The 20,791-nt window shown below is 68.8% G+C and carries 16 protein-coding genes; 7 read left to right on the forward strand and 9 right to left on the reverse strand.

The features are described from left to right. The first annotated feature begins 8 nt into the window (after positions 1-8). The gene (locus ACFYO1_RS23145; protein ID WP_387234423.1) at positions 9-4,274 is read left to right on the forward strand and encodes an alpha-(1->3)-arabinofuranosyltransferase family protein; all 4,266 of its coding nucleotides are present in this window, start codon (positions 9-11) and stop codon (positions 4,272-4,274) included. Positions 4,275-4,288: 14 nt separating this feature from the next. Next, positions 4,289-4,789, forward strand: a complete 501-nt coding sequence (locus tag ACFYO1_RS23150; RefSeq protein WP_387234426.1) for a DinB family protein — start codon at positions 4,289-4,291, stop codon at positions 4,787-4,789. A gap of 4 nt (positions 4,790-4,793) precedes the next feature. On the opposite strand, the gene ACFYO1_RS23155 is transcribed toward ACFYO1_RS23150, so the two are convergent. Next, the gene (locus ACFYO1_RS23155; RefSeq protein ID WP_387235331.1) at positions 4,794-5,912 is read right to left on the reverse strand and encodes an acyltransferase family protein; all 1,119 of its coding nucleotides are present in this window, start codon (positions 5,910-5,912) and stop codon (positions 4,794-4,796) included. Between the two features lie 260 nt (positions 5,913-6,172). Between ACFYO1_RS23155 and ACFYO1_RS23160 the strand changes: the two genes are divergently transcribed. After that, positions 6,173-7,300 carry a DUF3068 domain-containing protein gene (locus ACFYO1_RS23160; RefSeq protein WP_387234429.1) on the forward strand — a complete coding sequence of 376 codons (1,128 nt, stop codon included), beginning with the start codon at positions 6,173-6,175 and terminating at the stop codon, positions 7,298-7,300. A 59-nt stretch (positions 7,301-7,359) separates the two neighbouring features. On the opposite strand, the gene ACFYO1_RS23165 is transcribed toward ACFYO1_RS23160, so the two are convergent. The 3 genes from ACFYO1_RS23165 to ACFYO1_RS23175 all read right to left on the reverse strand — a co-directional run bounded on the left by ACFYO1_RS23165 (position 7,360) and on the right by ACFYO1_RS23175 (position 9,759). Continuing rightward, the gene (locus tag ACFYO1_RS23165; protein ID WP_387234432.1) at positions 7,360-7,716 is read right to left on the reverse strand and encodes a VOC family protein; all 357 of its coding nucleotides are present in this window, start codon (positions 7,714-7,716) and stop codon (positions 7,360-7,362) included. A 207-nt stretch (positions 7,717-7,923) separates the two neighbouring features. Next, complete coding sequence (locus ACFYO1_RS23170; protein WP_387234435.1) at positions 7,924-9,174, reverse strand: polysaccharide biosynthesis protein; 1,251 nt, start codon at positions 9,172-9,174, stop codon at positions 7,924-7,926. A 279-nt stretch (positions 9,175-9,453) separates the two neighbouring features. Continuing rightward, a complete protein-coding gene (locus tag ACFYO1_RS23175) occupies positions 9,454-9,759 on the reverse strand; it encodes a hypothetical protein (RefSeq protein WP_387234438.1) in 306 nt (101 codons plus the stop codon). 107 nt (positions 9,760-9,866) lie between these two features. Here ACFYO1_RS23175 and ACFYO1_RS23180 point away from each other — a divergent pair, with 107 nt between their 5' ends. After that, positions 9,867-11,666 (forward strand): hypothetical protein, encoded by a 1,800-nt coding sequence (locus tag ACFYO1_RS23180; RefSeq protein WP_387234441.1) that lies wholly within the window; start codon positions 9,867-9,869, stop codon positions 11,664-11,666. Between the two features lie 128 nt (positions 11,667-11,794). On the opposite strand, the gene ACFYO1_RS23185 is transcribed toward ACFYO1_RS23180, so the two are convergent. Beyond that, positions 11,795-12,988 (reverse strand): glycosyltransferase family 4 protein, encoded by a 1,194-nt coding sequence (locus ACFYO1_RS23185; RefSeq protein WP_387234443.1) that lies wholly within the window; start codon positions 12,986-12,988, stop codon positions 11,795-11,797. A gap of 139 nt (positions 12,989-13,127) precedes the next feature. Here ACFYO1_RS23185 and ACFYO1_RS23190 point away from each other — a divergent pair, with 139 nt between their 5' ends. Continuing rightward, the gene (locus tag ACFYO1_RS23190) at positions 13,128-13,916 is read left to right on the forward strand and encodes a class I SAM-dependent methyltransferase (RefSeq protein ID WP_387234446.1); all 789 of its coding nucleotides are present in this window, start codon (positions 13,128-13,130) and stop codon (positions 13,914-13,916) included. Between the two features lie 2 nt (positions 13,917-13,918). On the opposite strand, the gene ACFYO1_RS23195 is transcribed toward ACFYO1_RS23190, so the two are convergent. Continuing rightward, the gene (locus tag ACFYO1_RS23195; protein ID WP_387234449.1) at positions 13,919-14,221 is read right to left on the reverse strand and encodes a hypothetical protein; all 303 of its coding nucleotides are present in this window, start codon (positions 14,219-14,221) and stop codon (positions 13,919-13,921) included. Positions 14,222-14,430: 209 nt separating this feature from the next. Here ACFYO1_RS23195 and ACFYO1_RS23200 point away from each other — a divergent pair, with 209 nt between their 5' ends. Next, positions 14,431-15,873, forward strand: a complete 1,443-nt coding sequence (locus tag ACFYO1_RS23200) for an aldehyde dehydrogenase (RefSeq protein WP_387234452.1) — start codon at positions 14,431-14,433, stop codon at positions 15,871-15,873. Here ACFYO1_RS23200 and ACFYO1_RS23205 read toward each other — a convergent pair whose 3' ends face one another. Then, positions 15,874-16,077, reverse strand: a complete 204-nt coding sequence (locus ACFYO1_RS23205; protein ID WP_150400225.1) for a hypothetical protein — start codon at positions 16,075-16,077, stop codon at positions 15,874-15,876. It lies immediately after the preceding gene. Between the two features lie 423 nt (positions 16,078-16,500). Further along, positions 16,501-17,451: a GlxA family transcriptional regulator gene (locus ACFYO1_RS23210; RefSeq protein ID WP_387234454.1), complete on the reverse strand. Its 951-nt coding sequence runs from the start codon at positions 17,449-17,451 to the stop codon at positions 16,501-16,503. 110 nt (positions 17,452-17,561) lie between these two features. Between ACFYO1_RS23210 and ACFYO1_RS23215 the strand changes: the two genes are divergently transcribed. Continuing rightward, complete coding sequence (locus ACFYO1_RS23215; protein WP_387234457.1) at positions 17,562-18,314, forward strand: phosphohydrolase; 753 nt, start codon at positions 17,562-17,564, stop codon at positions 18,312-18,314. Between the two features lie 433 nt (positions 18,315-18,747). Here ACFYO1_RS23215 and ACFYO1_RS23220 read toward each other — a convergent pair whose 3' ends face one another. Further along, the gene (locus tag ACFYO1_RS23220) at positions 18,748-20,580 is read right to left on the reverse strand and encodes a phosphoenolpyruvate carboxykinase (GTP) (RefSeq protein ID WP_387234460.1); all 1,833 of its coding nucleotides are present in this window, start codon (positions 20,578-20,580) and stop codon (positions 18,748-18,750) included. Positions 20,581-20,791 lie beyond the last annotated feature (211 nt).

Genomic DNA, 20,791 nt, shown 5'->3' on the forward strand with positions numbered 1-20,791 from the left:
CCGGGACGGTGCTCGCGGCGTTCCTGCTGACCTTCCTGCAGACGCCGGGGCGCACGGTCGCCGACACCAAATACGACCTGGCGCAGAATCCGCTGGGTTTTCTCGCGCGCGCCGGCCACCTGTGGAGCAGCCAGGCCCCGATGGGCCAGGTGCAGAATCAGGCCTACGGCTACTTCTTCCCGCACGGCTCGTTCTTCTCTCTCGGACACATCCTCGGCCTGCCCGCCTGGGTCACCCAGCGGATCTGGTGGGCGCTGCTGCTGCTCGCCGGATTCTGGGGCATCATCCGGCTCTGCGAAACCCTCGGCATAGGCACCCGTGGTTCGCGCGTCATCGCCGCGGTGACGTTCGCGCTGTCGCCGCGGGTACTCACCACCCTCGGCTCGATCTCCTCGGAGACGCTGCCGATGATGCTGGCACCGTGGGTGTTGCTGGCGCCGGCGGCGCTCGGCGTGCGTTATCGACGGCACAGCCGACGGGCAGCGGACACCGGCCGGCCGGCGGAACGCGAGCGGCGCGGCGGCGCCGAATCCGCGGCAGGCAGCGCGCTGGCACTCGCGCTCATGGGATCGGTCAACGCGGTGGCCACGGTCGCCGCGTTCCTGCCCGCGCTGCTGTGGTGGGCCGCGTATCGGCCGAATCGGGAGTGGTGGCGGTTCACCAGGGCCTGGGTGCCGCTGCTGGTGCTGGCCACATTCTGGTGGGCGGTGCCGCTGCTGCTGCTCGGCAAGGTGAGCCCGCCGTTCCTGGACTACATCGAATCGTCCGGGGTGACCACGCAGTGGGCCTCGCTCGCCGAGGTGCTGCGCGGCACGGACAGCTGGACACCGTTCGTCTCACCGGAGCGGATCGCGGGCGCGGTGCTGGTCACCCAGCCCGCCGCGGTGCTTGCCACCGGTTTGCTCGCAGCGGCGGGCATGGCCGGACTGGCGATGCGATCCATGCCGTATCGCGGGCGGCTGACACTGATCCTGTGCGTCGGTCTGGTCGGCATCTGCGCCGGATACGTCGGTGAACTGGGCGGCCCGTTCGCCGAGTCGGTGCGGGTGTTCCTGGATTCCGGCGGCGCGCCGCTGCGCAATGTGCACAAGCTGGAGCCGCTGATCCGAATCCCGTTGGTACTCGGCCTGGCTCAGCTGCTGGCCAGGGTGCCGCTGCCCGCCTCGGTGCCGATGCCGGTGTGGCGCAGCGCGTTCGCACACCCGGAGCGGGACCGTTCCGTCGCGGTTGCCGCGTTGATCCTCACCGCGCTCGCCCTGTCCACCTCGCTGGCCTGGACCGGCAAGCTGGCCCCGCGCGGCGCCTACGACGCGGTACCCGCGTATTGGCAGCAGACCGCGGACTGGTTGCGGCACAATGCCGCCGAGACCCGGGCGCTGGTCGTGCCCGGCGCGCCGTTCGGCAGTCAGGTGTGGGGGCTGACCCGCGACGAGCCGTTGCAGGCGCTGGCCGGCACGCCCTGGGCGATCCGCGACTCGGTGCCGCTGAACCCGCCGGGCACCATCCGCGCGATGGACTCGGTCCAGCGGCTGATCGCCGACGGCAGACCGTCGGCCGGGCTCGCGGCGACCCTGGCCGGGCAGGGCATCGGCATTCTGGTGTTGCGCAACGATCTCGACCCGGAGACCTCGCGGTCGACCCGGCCGATGCTGGCGCACAGCGCGATCGACGGGTCGCCCGGCCTGACCAAGGTGGCGGAGTTCGGCGATCCGATCGAAGCCAAGGTCATCGCCGAGGATTTGGTCGCGGACGGCGATCTGCGGCCCGCGTACCCCGCGATCGAGATCTACCGGGTACAGACGCCGACGCCGGGTACACCGGCCGAGGTGCGCAGCGGAACCGGTGCGCCGCAATCGTTCCCGGGCGCGTACACGGTTCCGCTCGACTCGGTGCCCGTGGTGCAGGGCGGTCCCGAGGTGCTCGAACGTCTGCATCGCGATCCGGGGACCACCGAGGCGCCGACCCTGCTCGCCGCCGACGCGGCCCGCGCCGGACTGCCGCCCGGACCGTTGACCGTCACCGATACCCCGATGGATCGGGAGTCCGACTTCGGCCGGGTGGACAACCACAATTCCGCCCTCCGCGCGCCCGACGACGCGCGCCGCACGCACAACCTGGTGCCCGACTATCCGGTGGACGGCGCCGGCCTGGTGCGCGGGGAATGGTCCGGCGCGACCATCACCGCGTCCAGCTCGGCCGCCGACGCCACCCAGCTGGGCGGGGCCGCACCGGGCAGCTCGACCGCGGCGGTGGTCGACGGCGATCCCGCGACATCCTGGATCAGCAACGGCTCCGAATACGCCCTCGGCCAATGGCTTCGGCTCGACCTGGACCAGCCGATCCGGGTCGGGCAACTGACCTTCAGCACCAGCGCGGCCGCCATCGGCGATCCGGTGAAGTGGGTGGAGGTCCGCACCGCCAACGGCACCGTGACCTCGCGCATCCCCGAACCCGGTAAACCCGTGTCGGTTTCGCTGCCCGCGGGCAAGACACAGTGGGTCACCATCACCGCGATCCGCACCGAAACCGGCAAGCGCGGTGGGCAGTTCGGTATCAGCGAACTCAGCCTGGACGACTACTCGGTCCGCGATCAGCCGGTCCACGTCGACATCCGGCACCGGACCGTCCTGCCGCCGGCCCGCACCGGCGCGCAGCTCGCGGGCTGGGACCTCGGACAGGAATTCCCCGGGCGCAGCGCGTGTTTCGAGTCGCCGAATCGGGTGCGTTGCAGCAAGGGTCTCGGCCTCGCGCCGGAGGAGCCGGGCACCTTCCAACGCACGCTGACGGTGCCCGAACCCATGTCCGTGACGCCTCGGCTGACCGTTCGGACCAGGCAGGGCCCGGCGCTGGAGGCCTTGCTCACCGACCGCGACCAGCCGATCGCCCGGGGCAAGGCCGACGTCGGTGACGTGCGCGGCGCCGCGTTCGCCGCGACCGACGGCGATCCGCGCACCAGCTGGACCGCGCCGGAGGACTCGGTTCGGTCGCTGACCGGCGCCAAACCGACCCTCACGATCGAACTGCCCGAACCCGCGCTGGTGAGCGGACTGGAGCTGACCCCGTCGCTCGGCGGCCTGCCCGCCGCTCCCACCTCGGTCGTGGTCAATCTCGGAGACGGTCCGCAGGTGCGCGAACCGGACCACAGCGAGCCCGGCGGGCCGGTCCGAATTTCCCTGCACCCCACCGTGACCGATCGCATCGAACTCAGCATCCGGACCTGGAAACCGGTGCTGGACATGACGGCGCTCGGCTTCGTGCAGTCCCAGCCACCGGGCCTGGCCGAGGTGCGGGTGCTCGGCCCGGACTACCCCGCGCCCGCGGCGTTGGATCGGGAAATCACGGTCCCGTGCGAAATCGGGCCCACGATCAATATCGACGGACAGCTCCGGCGCACGTCGGTCACCGCCACCGCCGGCCAACTGCGTTCCGGCGCACCGGTTCCGGCACAGCTCTGCGCGGACGACGCGCTCCAGGCCGAGGACCTCGCGCTGCCCCAGGGCAGAGCCGATGTCACGGTCGGCCCGACCGACCTGTTCTTCGTCGACCGGCTCCGCCTCGACCGCACCGGATTCACGGCGCCACCGCCATCGACGTCCGGCACCCGCCTGCTGGTGCTGCCGCTGAGCACGAATGTCGGCTGGCGCGCAACGACTTCCGACGGGCGCACGCTCGATCCCGTGGTGGTCGATGGCTGGCAACAGGCCTGGCTGCTCCCGCCCGGCGCGGACGGACCCGTCACCGTCTCCTTCCCCGCCGATCGCTGGTATCGGCTCGGCATCTTCGGCGGCCTCCTACTGCTCCTGCCTTTGATCGCGCTGGCCATCCCGCGGCGCGCTCGTCCGGTGAAACCGGTTGACGCCAAGCCGAATACCGATCCCGACCAGGCGGAGAGCACGGCCGTCGAGCCGAACGACGTTGATGCCGTGACGGATTCCGAACCACTGACTTGGGGACCCCGCTGGCTCGGCGCGATCGGCCTCGTCACCGCCGCGACCATCATCGCAGGCCCGGTCGGAACACTAGCCGCCGCAGCCACACTCGCCGCGGTCCGATTCGTCCCCGGGTTTCCCCCACGCGCGCTGGTCATCGTCGCCGGACTCGGCACCGCCCTCTCGGCGGCAGTCCTGTCGACCGGCCCGTGGCGCGCCGCCGGCGGCTACATGGGCGGGTCACTGTGGGCCCAATTGCCCGCCGTGCTCGCGGTGATCGCGGTCGGCGTCGCCGCGCTGCCTGCCCATCGGCCATTCGGGCTGCGCCGCAACGGACCTCGTTGATAATGTGACCCTGCGTGAGTACCTGTGCGGAATGCGGTTTCGTTTACGACCTGACCCGCGCGACCGAGGTCGCGCCGCTGGCCAAAGAGCACGCGGTGGAATACGCGGATCTGCTCCTCACCGACTCACCGAAGTTACGGCAGCGACCCGCCCCCGACACCTGGTCTCCGCTCGAATACGCCTGCCACATGCGCGATGTGCTGCTCATGCAGCGTGAGCGGGTGCTGGCCGCCCGCCGCTCGGATACCCCCGAGACCACGCCGATGGGTCGCGACGAGCGGGTCGAGCACGACGGCTACGCGGACCAGAAGCCCTCCGACGTCGGGCGCCAACTCCGCGACGCCGCGCTGCTGTTCGCCAATGTGCTCGACCGGCTGGACGCGAGCGACTGGGAACGGACGCTGATCTTCAGTTATCCGGAGCCGGAAAAGCGTTCGCTGCGCTGGCTCGCGCTGCACACCCTGCACGAACTCCGCCATCACCTGCTCGACATGCACCGGCAGCTGGACACCTGAACCGTCAGGGCGCCGCGAGCCGGTCCTCTTCCTCGACTTCCGGCTTCGGCGTCGCCCGGTCCCGGCCGCGCGCCCACCGCCGCATCGGTTCCTCGATCAGCGCATAGCTCGCGGCCGCGACGGGCAGGGTCAGCGCGACCGTGAGCACCAGGACGTAGCCGAAGTCTCCGCTGAACGGCACGATCCCGAACACCGGGAACACCACCCACAGCACCGCGAGATGCCAGAGGAAGATGCCGTAGGACCAGCGTCCGATGGTCGCGGCGACCCGCGACCGCAGCCAGCGATGCGGCCGGCCGGGGTCGCCGAGCACCAGCGGCGCGAGCAGCCCGAAACCGATGATCGCGCCGAGTGCCATCTTCGCCGCGTACTGCCACGGCTGGGCATGCGTCAGTCCGCCGGGGCCGCCGACATCGGTGGACGAGAGCAGGAACGCGGCCAGCGCGATAGCCCACATCACCCATTGATTCCCGGCCGGCCGACGCCATCGCGATAGCGGTCCGCTATCGAAAGACAGTTCGGCGAGCACCATTCCCATCGCGAACCACGGCAGATATCCGGGCAGCCAATTGTCGGAATGAATCGCGTCGGGCGTCGGCACCGGAATGAAGTTCCAACTCAGCGACACCGCGGCCACGCCGAGGAGCACCGGCACCCGCCACCGAGCGGCGTTGCCACGCAACCACATCGCCGCGAACGCCAGCAGGGGCAGCACGAGATAGAAGGCCACCTCGACCGAAAGACTCCACATCTGCGTCAATCCGTCGGTCAACGTCAGCGGCACGAACACTTGCAGCAGCGCCAGATTCGACACCCACACGCGCAACCCGGCGGTGCCCGCCGCACTCGGCAGCAAAACCAGGACCGCGCACACCACGGCCCAATACGCGGGCAGAATCCGCGCGGCGCGGTGGCGCAGGTAGTACCCGAGCGACGGAGCACGGCCGAGGCCCCGCGCCGCGGCGGCATGCGGGCGCCAGAGCAGGAACCCGGAGAGCGCGAAGAACACCGCGACGGCCATGTCGAACCGGCCGAGCACCCGCCCGATCACCGGCGTGCCCGCGGCCCCGGTCTGAAACGCGACGTGGGTCAACAACACTCCGAGCGCGGCCATTCCGCGCATCCCCTCGAGCGCGGGCAGGAAGGCGCGGGTCCCATCGCTGCGCGATGCTTTCACTCGTTGGGCTCCAGTCCGGCTTGCCAATTCTCAGGTGATAACTCGACGTTTCACATTCCACGCTAAACTCGGGCGATTTCTCGGCCGTTTCCGGCCTCGGCACCGCATGGTACGACACCGGACTGTTAGTGTCGGGGCTCACGAGTGCCGCGGGAGGCCCGCCGTACTCGCCGGAACGACCCTGTTCTACGACGAGGAGAGTTTGCATGGCACTGAGTGCCGGAACCAGAAGGACGGTGGCCTGCCTGCTCGTGGGTCTCGGCGCGTTGCTGATCGTCGCCGCGCTGCTGATCCCGACCTACACCGTCGGCAAACTGGCGAAGACTCCCCTCGATCTCGAGATCACCACCATCGCGACCAACGCGCCGGGCGAGGACAGCCTGGTGCTGGATTCCAAGTCGCTCAGCGCGCCGGAGGGTGCCGCGAAGATCGACTCGAACGTGCCCCTGGTCTCCCAGCGCTTCGTCACCGTCGAGGAACCCTCCGACGCCGACGAGATGACGGTGCAGGCCGGTCAGACGTTGCGGCGCATCGACAAGCAGGGCGACACCGGCCTGCTCACCGCGACCATCGACCGGGTCACCATCGACCGCAAGACCGGTGAGCCGGTCGCGAAGGAGCCCAACGGCTCCATCGCGGTCACCGTGGACAAGGAAATGAAGTCGGTCGCGGATCCGGTGCAGCACACCGGGTTGCAGTACCGCTTCCCGATCGGCACCGAGAAGAAGGACTACCCGTACTTCGATCTCAACGCGCGTAAGACCTCCGACGCCAAGTTCGTCGAGGAGACCGAGATCAACAACATGAAGGTCTACCACTTCCAGCAGTCGATCCCCGCCACCAACCTGAACGACGTGGTGAAGGCGCCGACCAACAAGCTGACCTTCCCCGCCGCGAAGTGGGGCGTGCCCGGCGAGGGCGACGTCACCATGTCGCGCTGGTACACCAACACCCGTGACCTGTGGGTCGAGCCGAAGACCGGCACCGTGATCAAGGGTGGCGAGCAGATCCACCTGTACTACGGCCGCGATTCCAAGCCCGAGGTCACCGCGCTGAAGTCGCACATCGTGTTCGACGAGAACACCATCGAGTCGCAGATCTCGGTGGCCAAGGAGAACATCGACAAGCTGTCGCTGTACGGGCGGATCATGCCGATCGTCCTCGGTGTGGTCGGTGTGATCGCGCTGATCGTCGGTGTGGTGCTCGGCATTCGCGGTGGCGGTTCGACGCCTGCCGCGGCGGGCACCGGTGGGCCGCTGAGCCAGGGCCGGGGTGCGCGCCGGGTGGACACCGATCCGCCGACCGAGCAGATCAAGATCACCAAGCAGCCTTGAGTCAGCACTGAGTTCCGGCCCCCGGTCATCGACCGGGGGCCGAATTCGTTTTTCCGCCCTTATGTTTCGAGCGAATAGGCGACCGGGTGCCTAGGCTGATAAAGCAGCATCGTGCCCGCGCCGGGGACGCGCAGGTCGATGCACCGGCCGAAACCACGGTCGACGATGTCGCCGGCGAATTGCGCTCCGCGCTCGCGCAATTCGGCGACGGTCTGCTCGAGGTCATCGCACATCAGCGAGATCTCGTGGCGCGGCGCGCCGTCGGCGGGATGCACGCCGAGTTCGCTCGGGCCGGTGCCGAAGATGAGCCAGCCCTCGTGCGCGTCGACATTCGGCCAGCGCAGGACGTCCCGGAAGAACGCGCGCGCGGCGTCCGAATCCGCTGCGTAGACCAGCGTGTGCACAGCAGTGATCATGCGCCCGATCGTAGGCCCGCCGGCCTCCTGCCAGGGGTGATAGCCGCGTATCGCGGGCAGGCTTCCGTCCGCTGCGCAGAATTCTCCGGCGAGATCGCGTCGGATGATTCTGTGCGCGTCTCGATGTCGGCGCTGCGTTGATGATGCCCCCGAATCTGTGCACAGACGCGCCGCGCGGCCACGGGTCCGACGAAGATCGAGGGGTATCTACGGCAATCGCTCGGGCTGGCGGGCGTGCAGGTCGCTGTCGCGATCCGCGGTGCGTAGGACGATCACCGCGACGACGAGGGTGGTGACGGCCGCGACGGAGGCGACGATGGTGATGAGCGCGGGAATCGAGCGGGCGAACGAAACCATCAGTGTCACTTCGACGGCGAGGCCGAGCCAGGTCAGTGCGGCGAGGGCGGTCCGGTCGACCGCGATCGCGGAGAGCATCGCCCCTTGCAGCACCGCGAGGATCGCCCCGTGCAGGGCGAACAGCCACAGCAAGCCTTGGATGGGCGCGTAGTCCTGGCCGGCCAGCAACGGAGCCAGCGGCGCGGCGAGCGCGGCGCAGATCACCGCCGCGATGCCGATGCCGGACAGTACCGCGAGCGCGGACCTGATCGCCCGGGCCGAATGCGTGGGCTGGGCCATCCGGGGATAGAGCACGACACCGACCGCCTGCGGCAGCCAGAACGCGATCTTCGCGGCGATGGTGCCGAGCGCGTAGCGGCTGGCGTCGGCGTCGTCGAGGACCATGCGAACCACGATCAGATCGGTGGACGACAACGCCATCAGCGCCGCCTGCACCTGCGCGGCGCGCAGCACCGGCAGCACCCCGATGGCGTGGACTACCTCGTCTTCATCGGTTCCGGTACGGGTCCGCGCGGGTGGCGAGCCGGCGACGAAGCGCGCCAAGACCGCGGCGACCGCGATGCCCAGCGCGGCCGCACCCAGGGCCGGCGCCGCGCCGCCACCGACGGCGAGCACCACCAGGGCGGGCGCCACGCGAAGAATTCCAGCGGCGCCGAGCACGACGCCCAACGCCCGGAACCGCCTGCCGCCCTGCAGAACTCCCTGCTCTCCGGACAGCAGCACCAGTGCGGGCGCCGCGCAGAGCGCCGCCGCGCACGCCGCGATACCGACGTTCAACGCGCTGGTCACCACCGGCACCAGCACCGCGACGACGACCGCGACGATCACCGCGCACCGCCACTGCAAACCGCGCAGCGCGGTGACGCTCGCTCCCCGGACCAGCTCCCGGGCCACCACGTTCTGTAGGGCCAGCGCGGGCACGGCACACAGCAATTGCACCGCCAGCAGGCTCGCGAACTCGCTGTACCCAGAGACCCCCAGCCACCGTCCGGCCAGCAATTGCAGCAGGTATCCCGCCACATTGGCGGTCATCGCGCCCGCCGTGACCAACGTCAGATCCGCCACCACAGGAAACCGACGGACAGCAGACACGTCCGCCATCGTCCCACCTGCGCGCCGGCCGCTACGGCCCGCCCCGCCGCGACCGGCTGCCGCACAGATCTCGCAGCGCGCGTACCCGCGCTGCGGAATGCGGCGGGAATTGCGTTACCGGGCCGATCGTCGGCCGAGCTTCCAGCGGACGTACTCGCCGAGCGGAACATCCGGCTGTTTCTTGAACCTCTTGGGCCGGCGACCGCGCAGCCGGACCTCGGCCGCGCCGGAAGCCTCCTGATCGACCGGCCCGGCGGAATGCGGCCGGGTTTGCGTGTTCGGCCGGGCTCACTCGGCCGATCGTCGGCCGAGCTTCCAGCGGACGTACTCGCCGAGCGGAACATCCGGCTGTTTCTTGAACCTCTTGGGCCGGAGACCGCGCAGCCGGGTTTCGGCCGCGTCCGAGGCCTCGACATCGAGCGGCCCGGTCGCGCCGTGCAGTTCCGCGTGCGCCCGGTGCCGGTTGGCGCGGTGCACGCGTGCGCGTTTGCGCGGCAGGTTCTTGCGCGACGCCTTGTCGTTCTCGCCGTAGTCGTTTCGGCGGTCCTTGGCGTAGCTGAGCTGCTTCTTCTCCTGCGGGGATCTCCGGGCCACCAGATCAGGGTAGGGATGCGCCGCTTCGGTGCCGAGTTGTTTTCCGGGCGTCGCGGCACGGTGCGCGGGTAGGTGACGCGGGCGGGCGGACCGTAGGGTGCACAAGCGTGACGGAGAGCTGGCGGCGACGCGACTGGTGGGTGAGGTGTGTCCCGGCCGGGTACAGCGCGGTGCTCGCGCTGCTCATCCTGGGTCCGCTGCTCGGGTCCGGGTATCTGCTGCTGCGCGACGCGGTGAGTACGCCGCGCTCCTATCTGACCGATTCGGCACTCGGGCTCGGTGATGCCGCGCCGCGGGCGGTGCCGCAGGATGCGGTGCTGGCGGTGTTGTCGCCGGTCATCGATGGCGGCCTGATCGTGAAGGCGATTCTGCTCGTCGCGCTGTGGGCGGCCGGCTACGGGGCGGCGGTGCTGGCGCGCGAACTGCTGGGCGCGCCGATCGGTGCGCAGCTCGTCGCCACGACGGTGGCGCTGTGGAATCCGTATGTCGCCGAACGCCTTGTGCAGGGGCACTGGAGTTTGCTCGCCGGGTATGCCGCGCTGCCGTGGGTTGCGTTGGCCGCGTACCGGATTCGGACCGACGGTGCGGCCGGCACCTGGGCGGGCCTGGCGGGATGCCTTGCCGCGGCAGGGCTCACGCCGACCGGCGCTCTGCTCGCCGGTGTCACCGCGCTGTCGCTGGCCGGGCGCCGGTATGTCGCCGGTGTGCTGGCCTTGCTGGTCGCCGCGTCCGTGCCGTGGTTGACCGCCACCGCGTTGTCCGGGGCGGCCGGGGAGCCGTCCGACCCGGCCGGGATCGCCGCGTTCGCCGCCCGTGCCGAGCCCGGTCTCGGCACGCTGGGCAGTCTGGCGGGGCTGGGCGGCATCTGGAATGGCGATGCGGTACCTGATTCGCGCACAACGCTTCTCGCGTTGATCGGCACCTTGCTGCTGCTCGCGGTGGTCGCGACGGGGGTCCGCTCGGTGATCTCCGACGGCGGCGATCGATACGTTCGCCGCGCACTCGTCGTACTCGCGGCGCTCGCCATTCTGCTGCCCGCACTCGGTGCGACGCCGTGGGGCACGCATGTGCTGGAATGGCTCGTCGCCCATGTTCCCGGCGCGGGTCTGCTCCGGGATACGCAGAAGTACGTGGCGCTGGCGATGCCCGCTTACGCGCTGTGCGCCGCCGCGGGTTGCGGGGTTCTCGCCAGACGATTCTCGACTGCCCCGGCGAGCGCGGCAACTGATAATGCACAGCGCACCGACGACCCGTCATTGCCGAGCTCGGGTTTCGACCGGGTGCCGAAGTTATCCACAACTGTGACGGGCACGGTCGCAACGATTCTCATCGCCCTGCTGGTGCTGCCATTACTCGATCTCGCCTGGGGTGCCGGCGGTGCCTTGCGGCCTGTGCACTACCCCGCCGGATGGCAGCAGGTCGCTGACCGGATGGACGATTCCGGCGATGTCGCGGTATTGCCCGGCGGGATGTTCCGGAAGTTCCGGTACAGCGGGACGGCGCCGGTCCTGGATCCGGCACCCCGCCTGCTGCCCCGCGACGTCCTGCAAACCGGCGAACTCCCGGTCCGCGGCCGCACCGTATCCGGCGAAGGCACCCGCGCCCGCACGGTGGAAACCCTACTGCTGCACGGCGGTTCCGCCCGGGAACTGGCCGACCAGGGCGTCGGCTGGATTCTGCTCGAACGCGGCACGCCCGGCCCGCTCGGCGAATCGAAAACCACCCTCGCGCAACTCGATCCGGTATTCGGCGACGCCGACCTCGCCCTGTATCGAGTCCCCGGCCCGATCCGGCAGCACGCCGGCTCGGCAACGGATCGCGGCATTGCCATTGCGGCCCACGCAGTATGGGCAGCGCTCCTCCTTGGCGGCCTGCTCCTCGCGACACGCATCCGGCGCACGCGCTGACCGCAGCACTCGAGTCGATACGAAACGCGCCACGGGACTTGGCCGAGACATTTTCCGAGTGACGACTGGATGATGCCCCATCGGCGACGTACGCGGCGGGCCGTCACCTTCTGCTGGAGCTCGCAGATTTACGAGCCCGGGTTCAGTGGGTGGGGCGTGGGGCGGGGGGCGATCAGTCCGGCGGAGTGCTCACCGCGGGCAACTGCCGCCAGCACTTCGTACACACCGTTTCCCGTTTGCTCCCAGGAGAATTCACGTGCCCGCGAGCGCGCCTTCTCGCCCATGACCGTGCGCGCGGCACGATCGTCGAGCAATTCGCCTACCGCGTCGGACAATTGGGCGACGTCATCGACCAGCACACCGGTGACCCCGTCGACGATGGAATCGGTGAGTCCGCGCGAACTGCGGTAACCGATCGTCGGCACGCCGTGCTGCGCGGCCTCGATGACCGCCAGACCCCAGCCTTCCTTCCGCGAGGGCAGCACGTGTACCCAAGCGCGGGAAAGCAATTCGTGCTTACGCCGTTCCCCGACGTGCCCGTGGAAGGTGACGGCGTCGGCGATGCCGAGCCGGTGCGCGTCGGCCTTCAGGTTGCCGGCCCACCATCCGTCGCCGATCACGTCGAGGTGCAGGCCGGGAACGCGGGTGCGTAGTCGCGCGACCACGGCGAGCGCGTCCTCGATCTGCTTGTGCGGCACCAGCCGCGACAGCACCACGATGCGCGGGTTCTCGGTGCGGGTTTCGGCGGCCCCGGTCGGCGCGTCGGCGGGCACCGGTTCGGCGCCGTTGCGGACCACCGCGATCCGGGACTGGTCGACGCCGAGCGTGGCCAGTTCCTCGGCCGAGGGCAGCGAGACGGTCAGGTATTGGTTGCGCCGATGCACCCGCGGCGACACCCGCGACTCGATCCACCAGCCGATCCGGCCGACCAACCGGCCCGCCACCGGCCACTGTTCCCGGTGCCCGTGGTGCACCAGCACGACCGCGGGCGCCTTGGTGGCGGCCGTGGCGAAGAACGGGATGCCGTTTTGAGTGTCGATCACCGCGTCGGGCCGCAGGCCGCGCAACGGTCCGAGGCCGAGCCGGCCGAGCGCCATCGCGCCCAGCGCCCGCGGGTAGACGGAGAAGCGCCCGCCCGCCCGGCTGATGTCGATGCCGTCGAGGCGTTCGCGTTTCGGCGCCCCCGGGTAGCGGGCGGTGCGCAGGGTGACTTTGACCCCGCGTGCGGCGAGCTGCGCGCCGACCTGTTCGAGGTATCGTTCGCTGCCGCCGCCCTGCGGGTGCCCGGTGTCTCGCCAGCACAGCAGGAGGACTTCGCGCACGGTCGAGCTTCTCTCGGTCAGGTGGTCCCGGTCGGGATCGTCGGATATCGCGCTACACCCTAACCCGAGCATCGGCGCGCAAGCCGGGCACCGACCGGTGCGCATCGCGATCCCCCGCCGTTATGCGAGACTCGGCGCCGTGTTGAAAGCCGAAGAAACGCCCGCCCATGGTTCGCGCGCGCCCCGGTTCGCGCGCCGGGCGACGCTGCGCCGGTCGCTGCGGCTGCTCGGTAGTTTCCGGTTCGAGCAGACCGATCCGGCGGTGTTCTACGGCGGCCTGGCCGAGGACAGCGCGGCGATGATCGGCGATTTCTACACCGACGTCACGGGCACGAGCCTGGCCGGAGCGACAATCCTGGATGTCGGCGGCGGTCCGGGGTATTTCGCGGACGAGTTCGCGCGGACGGGTGCGCGATACATTCCGGTCGAACCCGATCCGTCGGAGATGCACGCGGCGGGGTTGTCGGTGGCGGGCGCGGTGCGCGGCTCGGGGATGGCGTTGCCGTTCCGCGACGACGCGGTGGACATCTGCTTCTCGTCGAATGTGGCCGAGCACGTGGCCGAGCCGTGGCGGATGGCGGACGAGATGGTGCGGGTGACCAGGCCGGGTGGGCTGATCGTGTTGTCCTACACGGTGTGGCACGGGCCGTTCGGCGGGCACGAGACCGGGCCGTGGCATTACCTCGGTGGCGAGTACGCCGCGCGCCGGTACCGGCGCAAGCTGGGGAAGGAACCGAAGAATCGGTTCGGCACGTCGTTGTTCGCGGTGCGTGCGTCGGACGGGTTGCGCTGGGCGGCGGGCACTTCCGCCGACGTGCGGACGGTCTTCCCGCGGTATCACCCGCGCTGGGCCTGGTGGCTGGTCCGGGTCCCGTTCGTGCGGGAGCTACTGGTGAGCAATCTAGTCGTGGTGGCTACCAAGAAGTAGCTCTACCGTTCCAGCCAGCCTCGGCGCCAGGTACGCCTGCCGCACGGTTCGTGCGGCGGACGGGACCACGGGGACTCCTGAATGGCCAGTCCGACGGTTTCCAGCGTGGTCAACCCGACTTGATCGGCCAGCGCCCCGACGGCGGCGACGGCCTCGGCGGCCTGCATGGCCGCGGTGGCTTGCTCGATGGTCAGCGTGCGGCCGGGTAGGAAGGAGACCACCCATCCGCCCGCACCAACGCTCTTCGCTTGATGCTCGGTTTGATCGCTGGTCATCAACGATCGGTCGACCACTTGCACCGCCATGACTCGGGCTCCCCAATGGTGGAATCGGTTCAGGAATCGAGCGAGCTGATCAGTAGCTACAGCATCCTCTTTCCAGCAACAGAACGCAATAGTGCGTTCTACGAAAAGCGAACCGACAGGTTGGGATTCGTCCTGATCAGCGGGACGGCTCGGAGGTAAAACTGAAACATGTTACAGACAACCCGACGGCAAAACTGTAACGTGTTCTCATGCATTACGACAGCTTGTTCATCGGCGGCCGCTGGACCGCGCCAGCCACCGCCGAGCGCGTTCAGGTCATCTCGCCGGCCACGGTCGAGCCGGTGGGCAGCGTCCCCGCGGTCACTCGCGCCGACGTCGACGCGGCGGTAGCCGCGGCCCGCCACGCCTTCGACCAGGGTCCCTGGCCGTCCACCCCGCCGGAGGAGCGGGCCCAGGTGCTCACCAGGGCGGCCCGGCTGATCGAGGAACGCTCGGCCGATCTGGTCGCCGCGCTCACCGCGGAAATGGGTGCTCCGCAGATGATCGCGATGACGCTCAATCAGATCCCCGCCGTGGCCGCGCTCGACGCGTGCGCCGGGCTGGCGAAGTCGTTCCCCTGGAGCGAAACTCGCACCGGACTGTTCGGCACCTCGCGGGTCACCCGGGAACCGCGAGGCGTCGTCGCGGCGGTCACCGCCTGGAACGTGCCGCTGTTCCTCGCGGCCAACAAGCTCGCCCCCTCGTTGCTGGCGGGCTGCACCGTGGTGCTCAAACCCGCTCCGCTGACCCCGATCACGGCCAACATGCTCGCCGACATCTTCACCGAGGCCGGCCTGCCCGAGGGCGTGCTCTCGGTACTGCCCGCCGAAGCCGAGGCCGCCGAATACCTGGTCTCGCATCCCGGCGTGGACAAGGTCACCTTCACCGGCAGCACCGCCGTCGGCAAGAAGATCGGCGCGATCGCCACCGGACAGCTCAAGAGCGTCTCGCTCGAACTCGGCGGCAAGTCCGCGGCAATCCTGTTGCCGGACATGGATATCGCGAGCATCCCGGTGCTCGCGTTCGCCGGTTTGATGAACAGCGGGCAGGGTTGCGTCGCGCAGACCCGCATCCTCGCGCCGCGCGGCCGGTACGACGAAATCCTGGACGCGCTGGTCGACCACGTGCAGACGATGAAGGTCGGCGACCCCAACGATCCGGCCGTGCAACTGGGCCCGCTGATCTCGGAGCGCCAGCGCGATCGGGTCGAGGGGTACATCGCCAAGGGCAAGGCGGAGGGCGCGCGGGTCGCGCTGGGCGGCGGCCGTCCCGAGGGACTGGATCGCGGCTGGTACGTCGAGCCGACGATCTTCGCCGATGTGGACAACAAGTCGACCATCGCGCAGGAGGAGATCTTCGGCCCGGTGCTGTCGGTGATTCCGTACGACACCGAGGACGAGGCCGTGGCGATCGCCAACGATTCGGTGTACGGCCTGGCCGGCTCGGTGTGGACCGCGGATGTCGAGCACGGCGCGGAGATCGCCGCGCGCGTGCGGACCGGGACGTACGCGATCAACTGGTACGCGTTCGATCCGAGCTCACCGTTCGGCGGCTACAAGAATTCCGGACTCGGCCGCGAAAACGGCCCGGAGGGCCTCGACTCCTTCTGCGAGCAGAAGTCGCTGCTCATGCCCATGGGCTGGGCAGGCTGATCAGTCGGTCGGCATAACCACCCGCAGGACGGGCTCGCTGTCGCGGCCCGTGAGGCTCGGCGCGTCGACGATCTCGACGCGCCAGCCCGGGGGCAGGACGGCCTGCAAACGCCCGGCAGCGCGGCGCAGCGGCGTGCTAGCGGTCGCCAGTTCGAAGCCGGCAACCAGGGGCGTGATGGACGCCCCGGTCTCCAGATCGGTCATGCTCCAACCACCTCTCGCGCGTCGATGCCATCGTTCGCCGCGAGCATCGCGGAAACCCGATGTCGATAGGGAAGTAGTTCAGTCGATCAGTTAACAGTTAGCAATCGGACTGGTAGGTCATGAGACCAAGAACACGGCAAGCATAAGCCACTTGTGCGCAAATCTCGCACACTGGGCAACTACCCCATATCGAACTTCGGCAAACCTAGGGTGCTCGCGACCTGTGCACACCGACCATTACCAATAGCACCACAACAGTGGGTTCGCGCGGCGGGAAACACGCCATAACGGTGAAGAATGATCCGTCATGAAATGCGGTATCGGCGTGGTCGCGACTGGTTGGTATACACCGGAATTGGCGACCGGCGTAATGAAAGCCTGTGCGCCGCCGCGTTCTCCTGACGCAAGTGCCGCACCGACCCATCAGTGGCGCAATGCTCGGCGATAGTCCGCCGGGGTCGAACCGGTCGCCGCCCGCAGATGCGTGCGCAGCGCGGTCACGCTACCGAAGCCGGACCGGGTCGCCACCACTTCGATTGGCAGGTCGGTGGTTTCGAGCAGTTCGCGGGCCCGCACCGTGTGCTGCGCGTCCAGCCAGCGACGCGGGGTGCTGCCGACCTCCGCTTTGAACCGGCGGATGAAAGTGCGCTCGCTCATGTGCGCGTGCGCGGCCAATGCCGAAACGTCCGGTGCCGCAGCGGGGTTCTCGACCGCCCAGGCCATGGTCGCGGCCAGCGCGCCGTGGAAGCCGCTGCCGGCCAACGCATCCGGAATGTATTGCGCCTGGCCACCGGCCCTGTGCGGTGGGGTGACGTTCCAGCGCGCCAATTCCGCCGCCGGGCCGGCGCCCAGTTCCCGGCGGGCGATGTGCAGGCACAGATCCAGCCCGGCCGACAGGCCGGCGGAGGTCAGGACGTCGCCGTCGTCCACATAGAGAGCGGTCGGATCGAGCTTGACGGCGGGGAACAGATCGGCGAATTCGTCGCAGTACGCCCAGTGTGTCGTGGCGGGCCGGTCGTCCAGCAATCCCGCCCGCGCCAGAATGAACGCGCCGACGCAAATGCTCACCATGGTCGCGCCCCGGGCCGCCGCGGCACGCAGTGCCGCAAGTGCCTCCTCCGCCGGAGGCAACGTCGGCAATCCGATTCCGGGCACCACCACGATGTCGGCGGACGCCAACGCCTCCAACCCGTGTTCGACCTCGAGACCGAACCCGTTCGGCGTCCACACCGGACCGGGCCGCACCCCACAGGTCTCCATCTGAAATCCCACCGGCGCACCGAACTTCCCCGGGCCATGCCGGAACACCTGAACAGCGCAGGCGAGGTCATAGGCCATGACGCCATCCAAGGCGAGCGCGACGACCTGCTGCATGCCGTCAGTTTGGCATAAATCCGAGGGTTACTGTCATGCCTGCCACTTACCTTCCGAGGCCGGCACGCGTTTGACTGGACTCGAGTCATGAGCGAGCGAGAGGACTGCCGATGACCGCCGGTATGGATGGGGACTGGGCGACCAGGACACGTGGGGCGCTTTCGGGCAGACAACGCCGGGGGCTCATGGTTACCGTGACCCGCTCGCTGCCGGCGCTGCTCGCCGACCGCGCCCGCCTCGCCGCCGGCCGCCGCGGGGCGGGACGCCTCGAATTCGCCGGCCTCCGGCTACCCGACTCCGCCCTCGCCCGGGCAGCGGAAACCGAAGCGCGCGAGTCACTTTCGATACACGTCCGCGCCCACTCCTACCGCACCTACTTCTTCGGCCGGGTCCTCGCCGATCTGGACGGTGCACGCTACGACGACGAACTCGTCTACGTCTCCTGCCTACTGCACGATCTACAACTCGAACACCCCACGCCCGGAAGCTGTTTCGCCGTCACCGGCGCCGAACGCGCCGCTCGCTTCGTCGCCGACGCCGGAGCCACCCCTGAGCAAGCCCGGACCATAGGCACCGCCATCACCACCCACATAACCCCCGGCAACGGCAACGACGACCTGAGCATCCCCGGCCGCTTCATCTACGCCGGCGCCTCCGCCGACGTAATCGGCGCCCGCATAAGCGAACTCGACCCAGCCTGGGTCACCGAACTTCTCCAACTCCACCCCCGCCACAACTTCAGCAAACACATGATCAATGCCCTCACCACCGAGGCCAAGGCCATGCCCCAAGGCCGAACCCGCTGGCTGAACACCCACACCGGCCTACTCCACCTGATCCGCCTCGCCCCATTCCCCGAATAATCCGCTTGCTTGCCAGCACGCCCCGAATAACCCGCTCAACGAATTCGCGATTCTCCACAAGCTCACTCGCGGCAGGTAACTCAGTCTCGAGCGCATCGAGATGCATGGCAGATATGCAACTCCGAATCCCTAGGGATTCGCTATGCGCGCGATCGCCTTGGATTCGTTGAGCCAGCTTCGCAGTTGGACGTCAGTATTGAGGCCGACGAGTGGAGTGTGCAACGAGTGGCACATGGATGCAACAAAGGTCACAGGAGCCCACTCCGCCATGTGCCACTCGCTGGTGCCTAAAGTTGGCCGTAGGCACATGATTTGTGTATCCGGCGGCCCGCGATTCAAACGGTGCGCGCGCCATTCAGTGGAAAGTGTTGGGGCACAAAAGGAACCGCCCGCAGCGTCGGGTGACGGTGCGGGCGGTCGGGGGTTCCGGGGGTCAGCCGAGGCGTTCTTTCAGGGCCTCGAACTCGTCGCGGACGCCGGAGGGGAGTTTGTCGCCGACGAATTCGAACCATTCCTCGATGAGCGGGATCTCCTTGCGCCATTCGGCGGCGTCGACCTTGAGCGCCTCGTCGACGTCGTCGGGGTCGACCTTCAGCCCGTCGAGGTCGAGGTTGGCGGCGACGGGGACGTTGCCGACCGCGGTGGCGGTGGCCTCGGCCGAACCCTCGACGCGGCCGACGATCCACTCCAGCACGCGGGAGTTCTCGCCGAATCCGGGCCACAGGAAGCGGCCGTCGGCGCCGCGCCGGAACCAGTTGACGTAGAAGATCTTCGGCAGCTTGTTCGCGTCGGCGTTCTTGCCGAGGGTGATCCAGTGGTTCAGGTAGTCACCGACGTGGTAGCCCATGAACGGGATCATGGCCATCGGGTCGCGGCGCACGGTGCCGACCTTGCCCTCGGCCGCGGCGGTCTGCTCCGACGAGAGCGTGGCGCCCATGAACACGCCGTGCTGCCAGTCGAAGGACTCGGTGACCAGCGGAATGGTGGTCTTGCGGCGACCGCCGAACAGGATGGCCGAGATCGGCACACCCTGCGGGTCGTCCCACTCGGGAGCCAGCGTGGGGCACTGCGACATCGGCGTGCAGTAACGCGAGTTCGGGTGGGCGGCAAGGGTTTCGGTCTCCCGCAGGAACCAGTCGTTGCCCTTCCAGTCGATCAGGTGATCGGGCTCGCCCTCCAGGCCCTCCCACCACACGTCGTTGTTGTCGGTCTGCGCGACGTTGGTGTAGACGGTGTTGCCCGCCTCCATGGTGGCCATGGCGTTCGGATTGGAGCTGTGGTTGGTGCCGGGCGCGACGCCGAAGAAGCCGTACTCCGGGTTCACCGCGTAGAGCCGGCCGTCCTTGCCGAAACGCATCCAGGCGATATCGTCACCGAGGGTCTCGGCCCGCCAGCCGGGGACGGTCGGCTGGATCATCGCGAGGTTGGTCTTGCCGCAGGCGCTGGGGAACGCGGCGGCGATGTAGTAGGCCTTGTTCTCCGGCGAGATCAGCTTGAGGATCAGCATGTGCTCGGCCAGCCAGCCCTCGTCGTGCGCCATGGCCGAGGCGATGCGCAGCGAATAGCACTTCTTGCCGAGCAGCGCGTTGCCGCCGTAGCCGGAGCCGTAGCTCCAGATCTCGCGGTCCTCCGGGAAGTGGGTGATGTACTTGGTGTCGTTGCACGGCCACGGCACATCGGCCTCGCCCTCGGCCAGCGGCGCGCCGACCGAGTGCAGGGCCTTCACGAACGGGCGGTCGGTGCCGAGCTTCTCCAGCGCGGCCTTACCCATCCGGGTCATCACGCGCATCGAGACGACGACGTATTCCGAGTCGGTGATCTCCACGCCGAGCTTGGGGTCCTCGGCGCCGAGCGGGCCCATGCAGAACGGCACCACGTACAGCGTGCGGCCCTTCATCGAGCCCCGGTAGAGCTCGGTCATGGTGGCGCGCATCTCGGCGGGGTCGACCCAGTTGTTGGTCGGGCCCGCGTCGGCCTCGCTCTTGGAACAGATGTAGGTGCGCGACTCCACCCGGGCCACATCGGAGGGATCGGAGAGCGCGAGGAAGGAATTGGGCTTCTTCTTCGGATCGAGCTGCTTGAAGGTGCCCGCCTCGACCAGCTGCGCGGTCAGGCGGTCCCATTCTTCGTCGGACCCGTCGGCCCAGACCACTCGCTCCGGCTGAGTGAGTTCGGCGACTTCCTGTACCCAGGCGAGTAGTTCGCTGTGTTCGGTCGGCTGTTTACCGTCGGATCCACGAAGACCAGGAATGGTCGCTGAAGTCATGAAAACTCTCCTGAGATGGGCGGTCCCTACGATGCGTCGCCGCCTGGCCCCAAGGCCCGTTGACCAGCGCGAACACACCGAGCGCCACCATTGGCGGGAAGGCACCCGCTACGACCAGTCGAAAGCGCGCCCCGGCTGGACGGCGGACGAGGACTTAGCGGACGCCCAAGTTCCTGATTAGAGGTTAACGCGATGTGACGACCGGTACTGA

Origin of the sequence: Nocardia sp. NPDC006044, assembly GCF_042871115.1 — a bacterium.
Lineage (GTDB): Bacteria > Actinomycetota > Actinomycetes > Mycobacteriales > Mycobacteriaceae > Nocardia.

Bases quoted from the DNA above. Each gene is read 5' to 3' on its own strand.
- ACFYO1_RS23155 (WP_387235331.1), bottom strand. From the start codon at position 5,912: ATGCGCGGAATGGCCGCGCTCGGAGTGTTGTTGACCCACGTCGCGTTT.
- ACFYO1_RS23160 (WP_387234429.1), top strand. From the start codon at position 6,173: ATGGCACTGAGTGCCGGAACCAGAAGGACGGTGGCCTGCCTGCTCGTG.
- ACFYO1_RS23165 (WP_387234432.1), bottom strand. From the start codon at position 7,716: ATGATCACTGCTGTGCACACGCTGGTCTACGCAGCGGATTCGGACGCC.
- ACFYO1_RS23170 (WP_387234435.1), bottom strand. From the start codon at position 9,174: ATGGCGGACGTGTCTGCTGTCCGTCGGTTTCCTGTGGTGGCGGATCTG.
- ACFYO1_RS23195 (WP_387234449.1), bottom strand. From the start codon at position 14,221: ATGGCGGTGCAAGTGGTCGACCGATCGTTGATGACCAGCGATCAAACC.
- ACFYO1_RS23200 (WP_387234452.1), top strand. From the start codon at position 14,431: ATGCATTACGACAGCTTGTTCATCGGCGGCCGCTGGACCGCGCCAGCC.
- ACFYO1_RS23205 (WP_150400225.1), bottom strand. From the start codon at position 16,077: ATGACCGATCTGGAGACCGGGGCGTCCATCACGCCCCTGGTTGCCGGC.
- ACFYO1_RS23210 (WP_387234454.1), bottom strand. From the start codon at position 17,451: ATGCAGCAGGTCGTCGCGCTCGCCTTGGATGGCGTCATGGCCTATGAC.
- ACFYO1_RS23215 (WP_387234457.1), top strand. From the start codon at position 17,562: ATGACCGCCGGTATGGATGGGGACTGGGCGACCAGGACACGTGGGGCG.
- ACFYO1_RS23220 (WP_387234460.1), bottom strand. From the start codon at position 20,580: ATGACTTCAGCGACCATTCCTGGTCTTCGTGGATCCGACGGTAAACAG.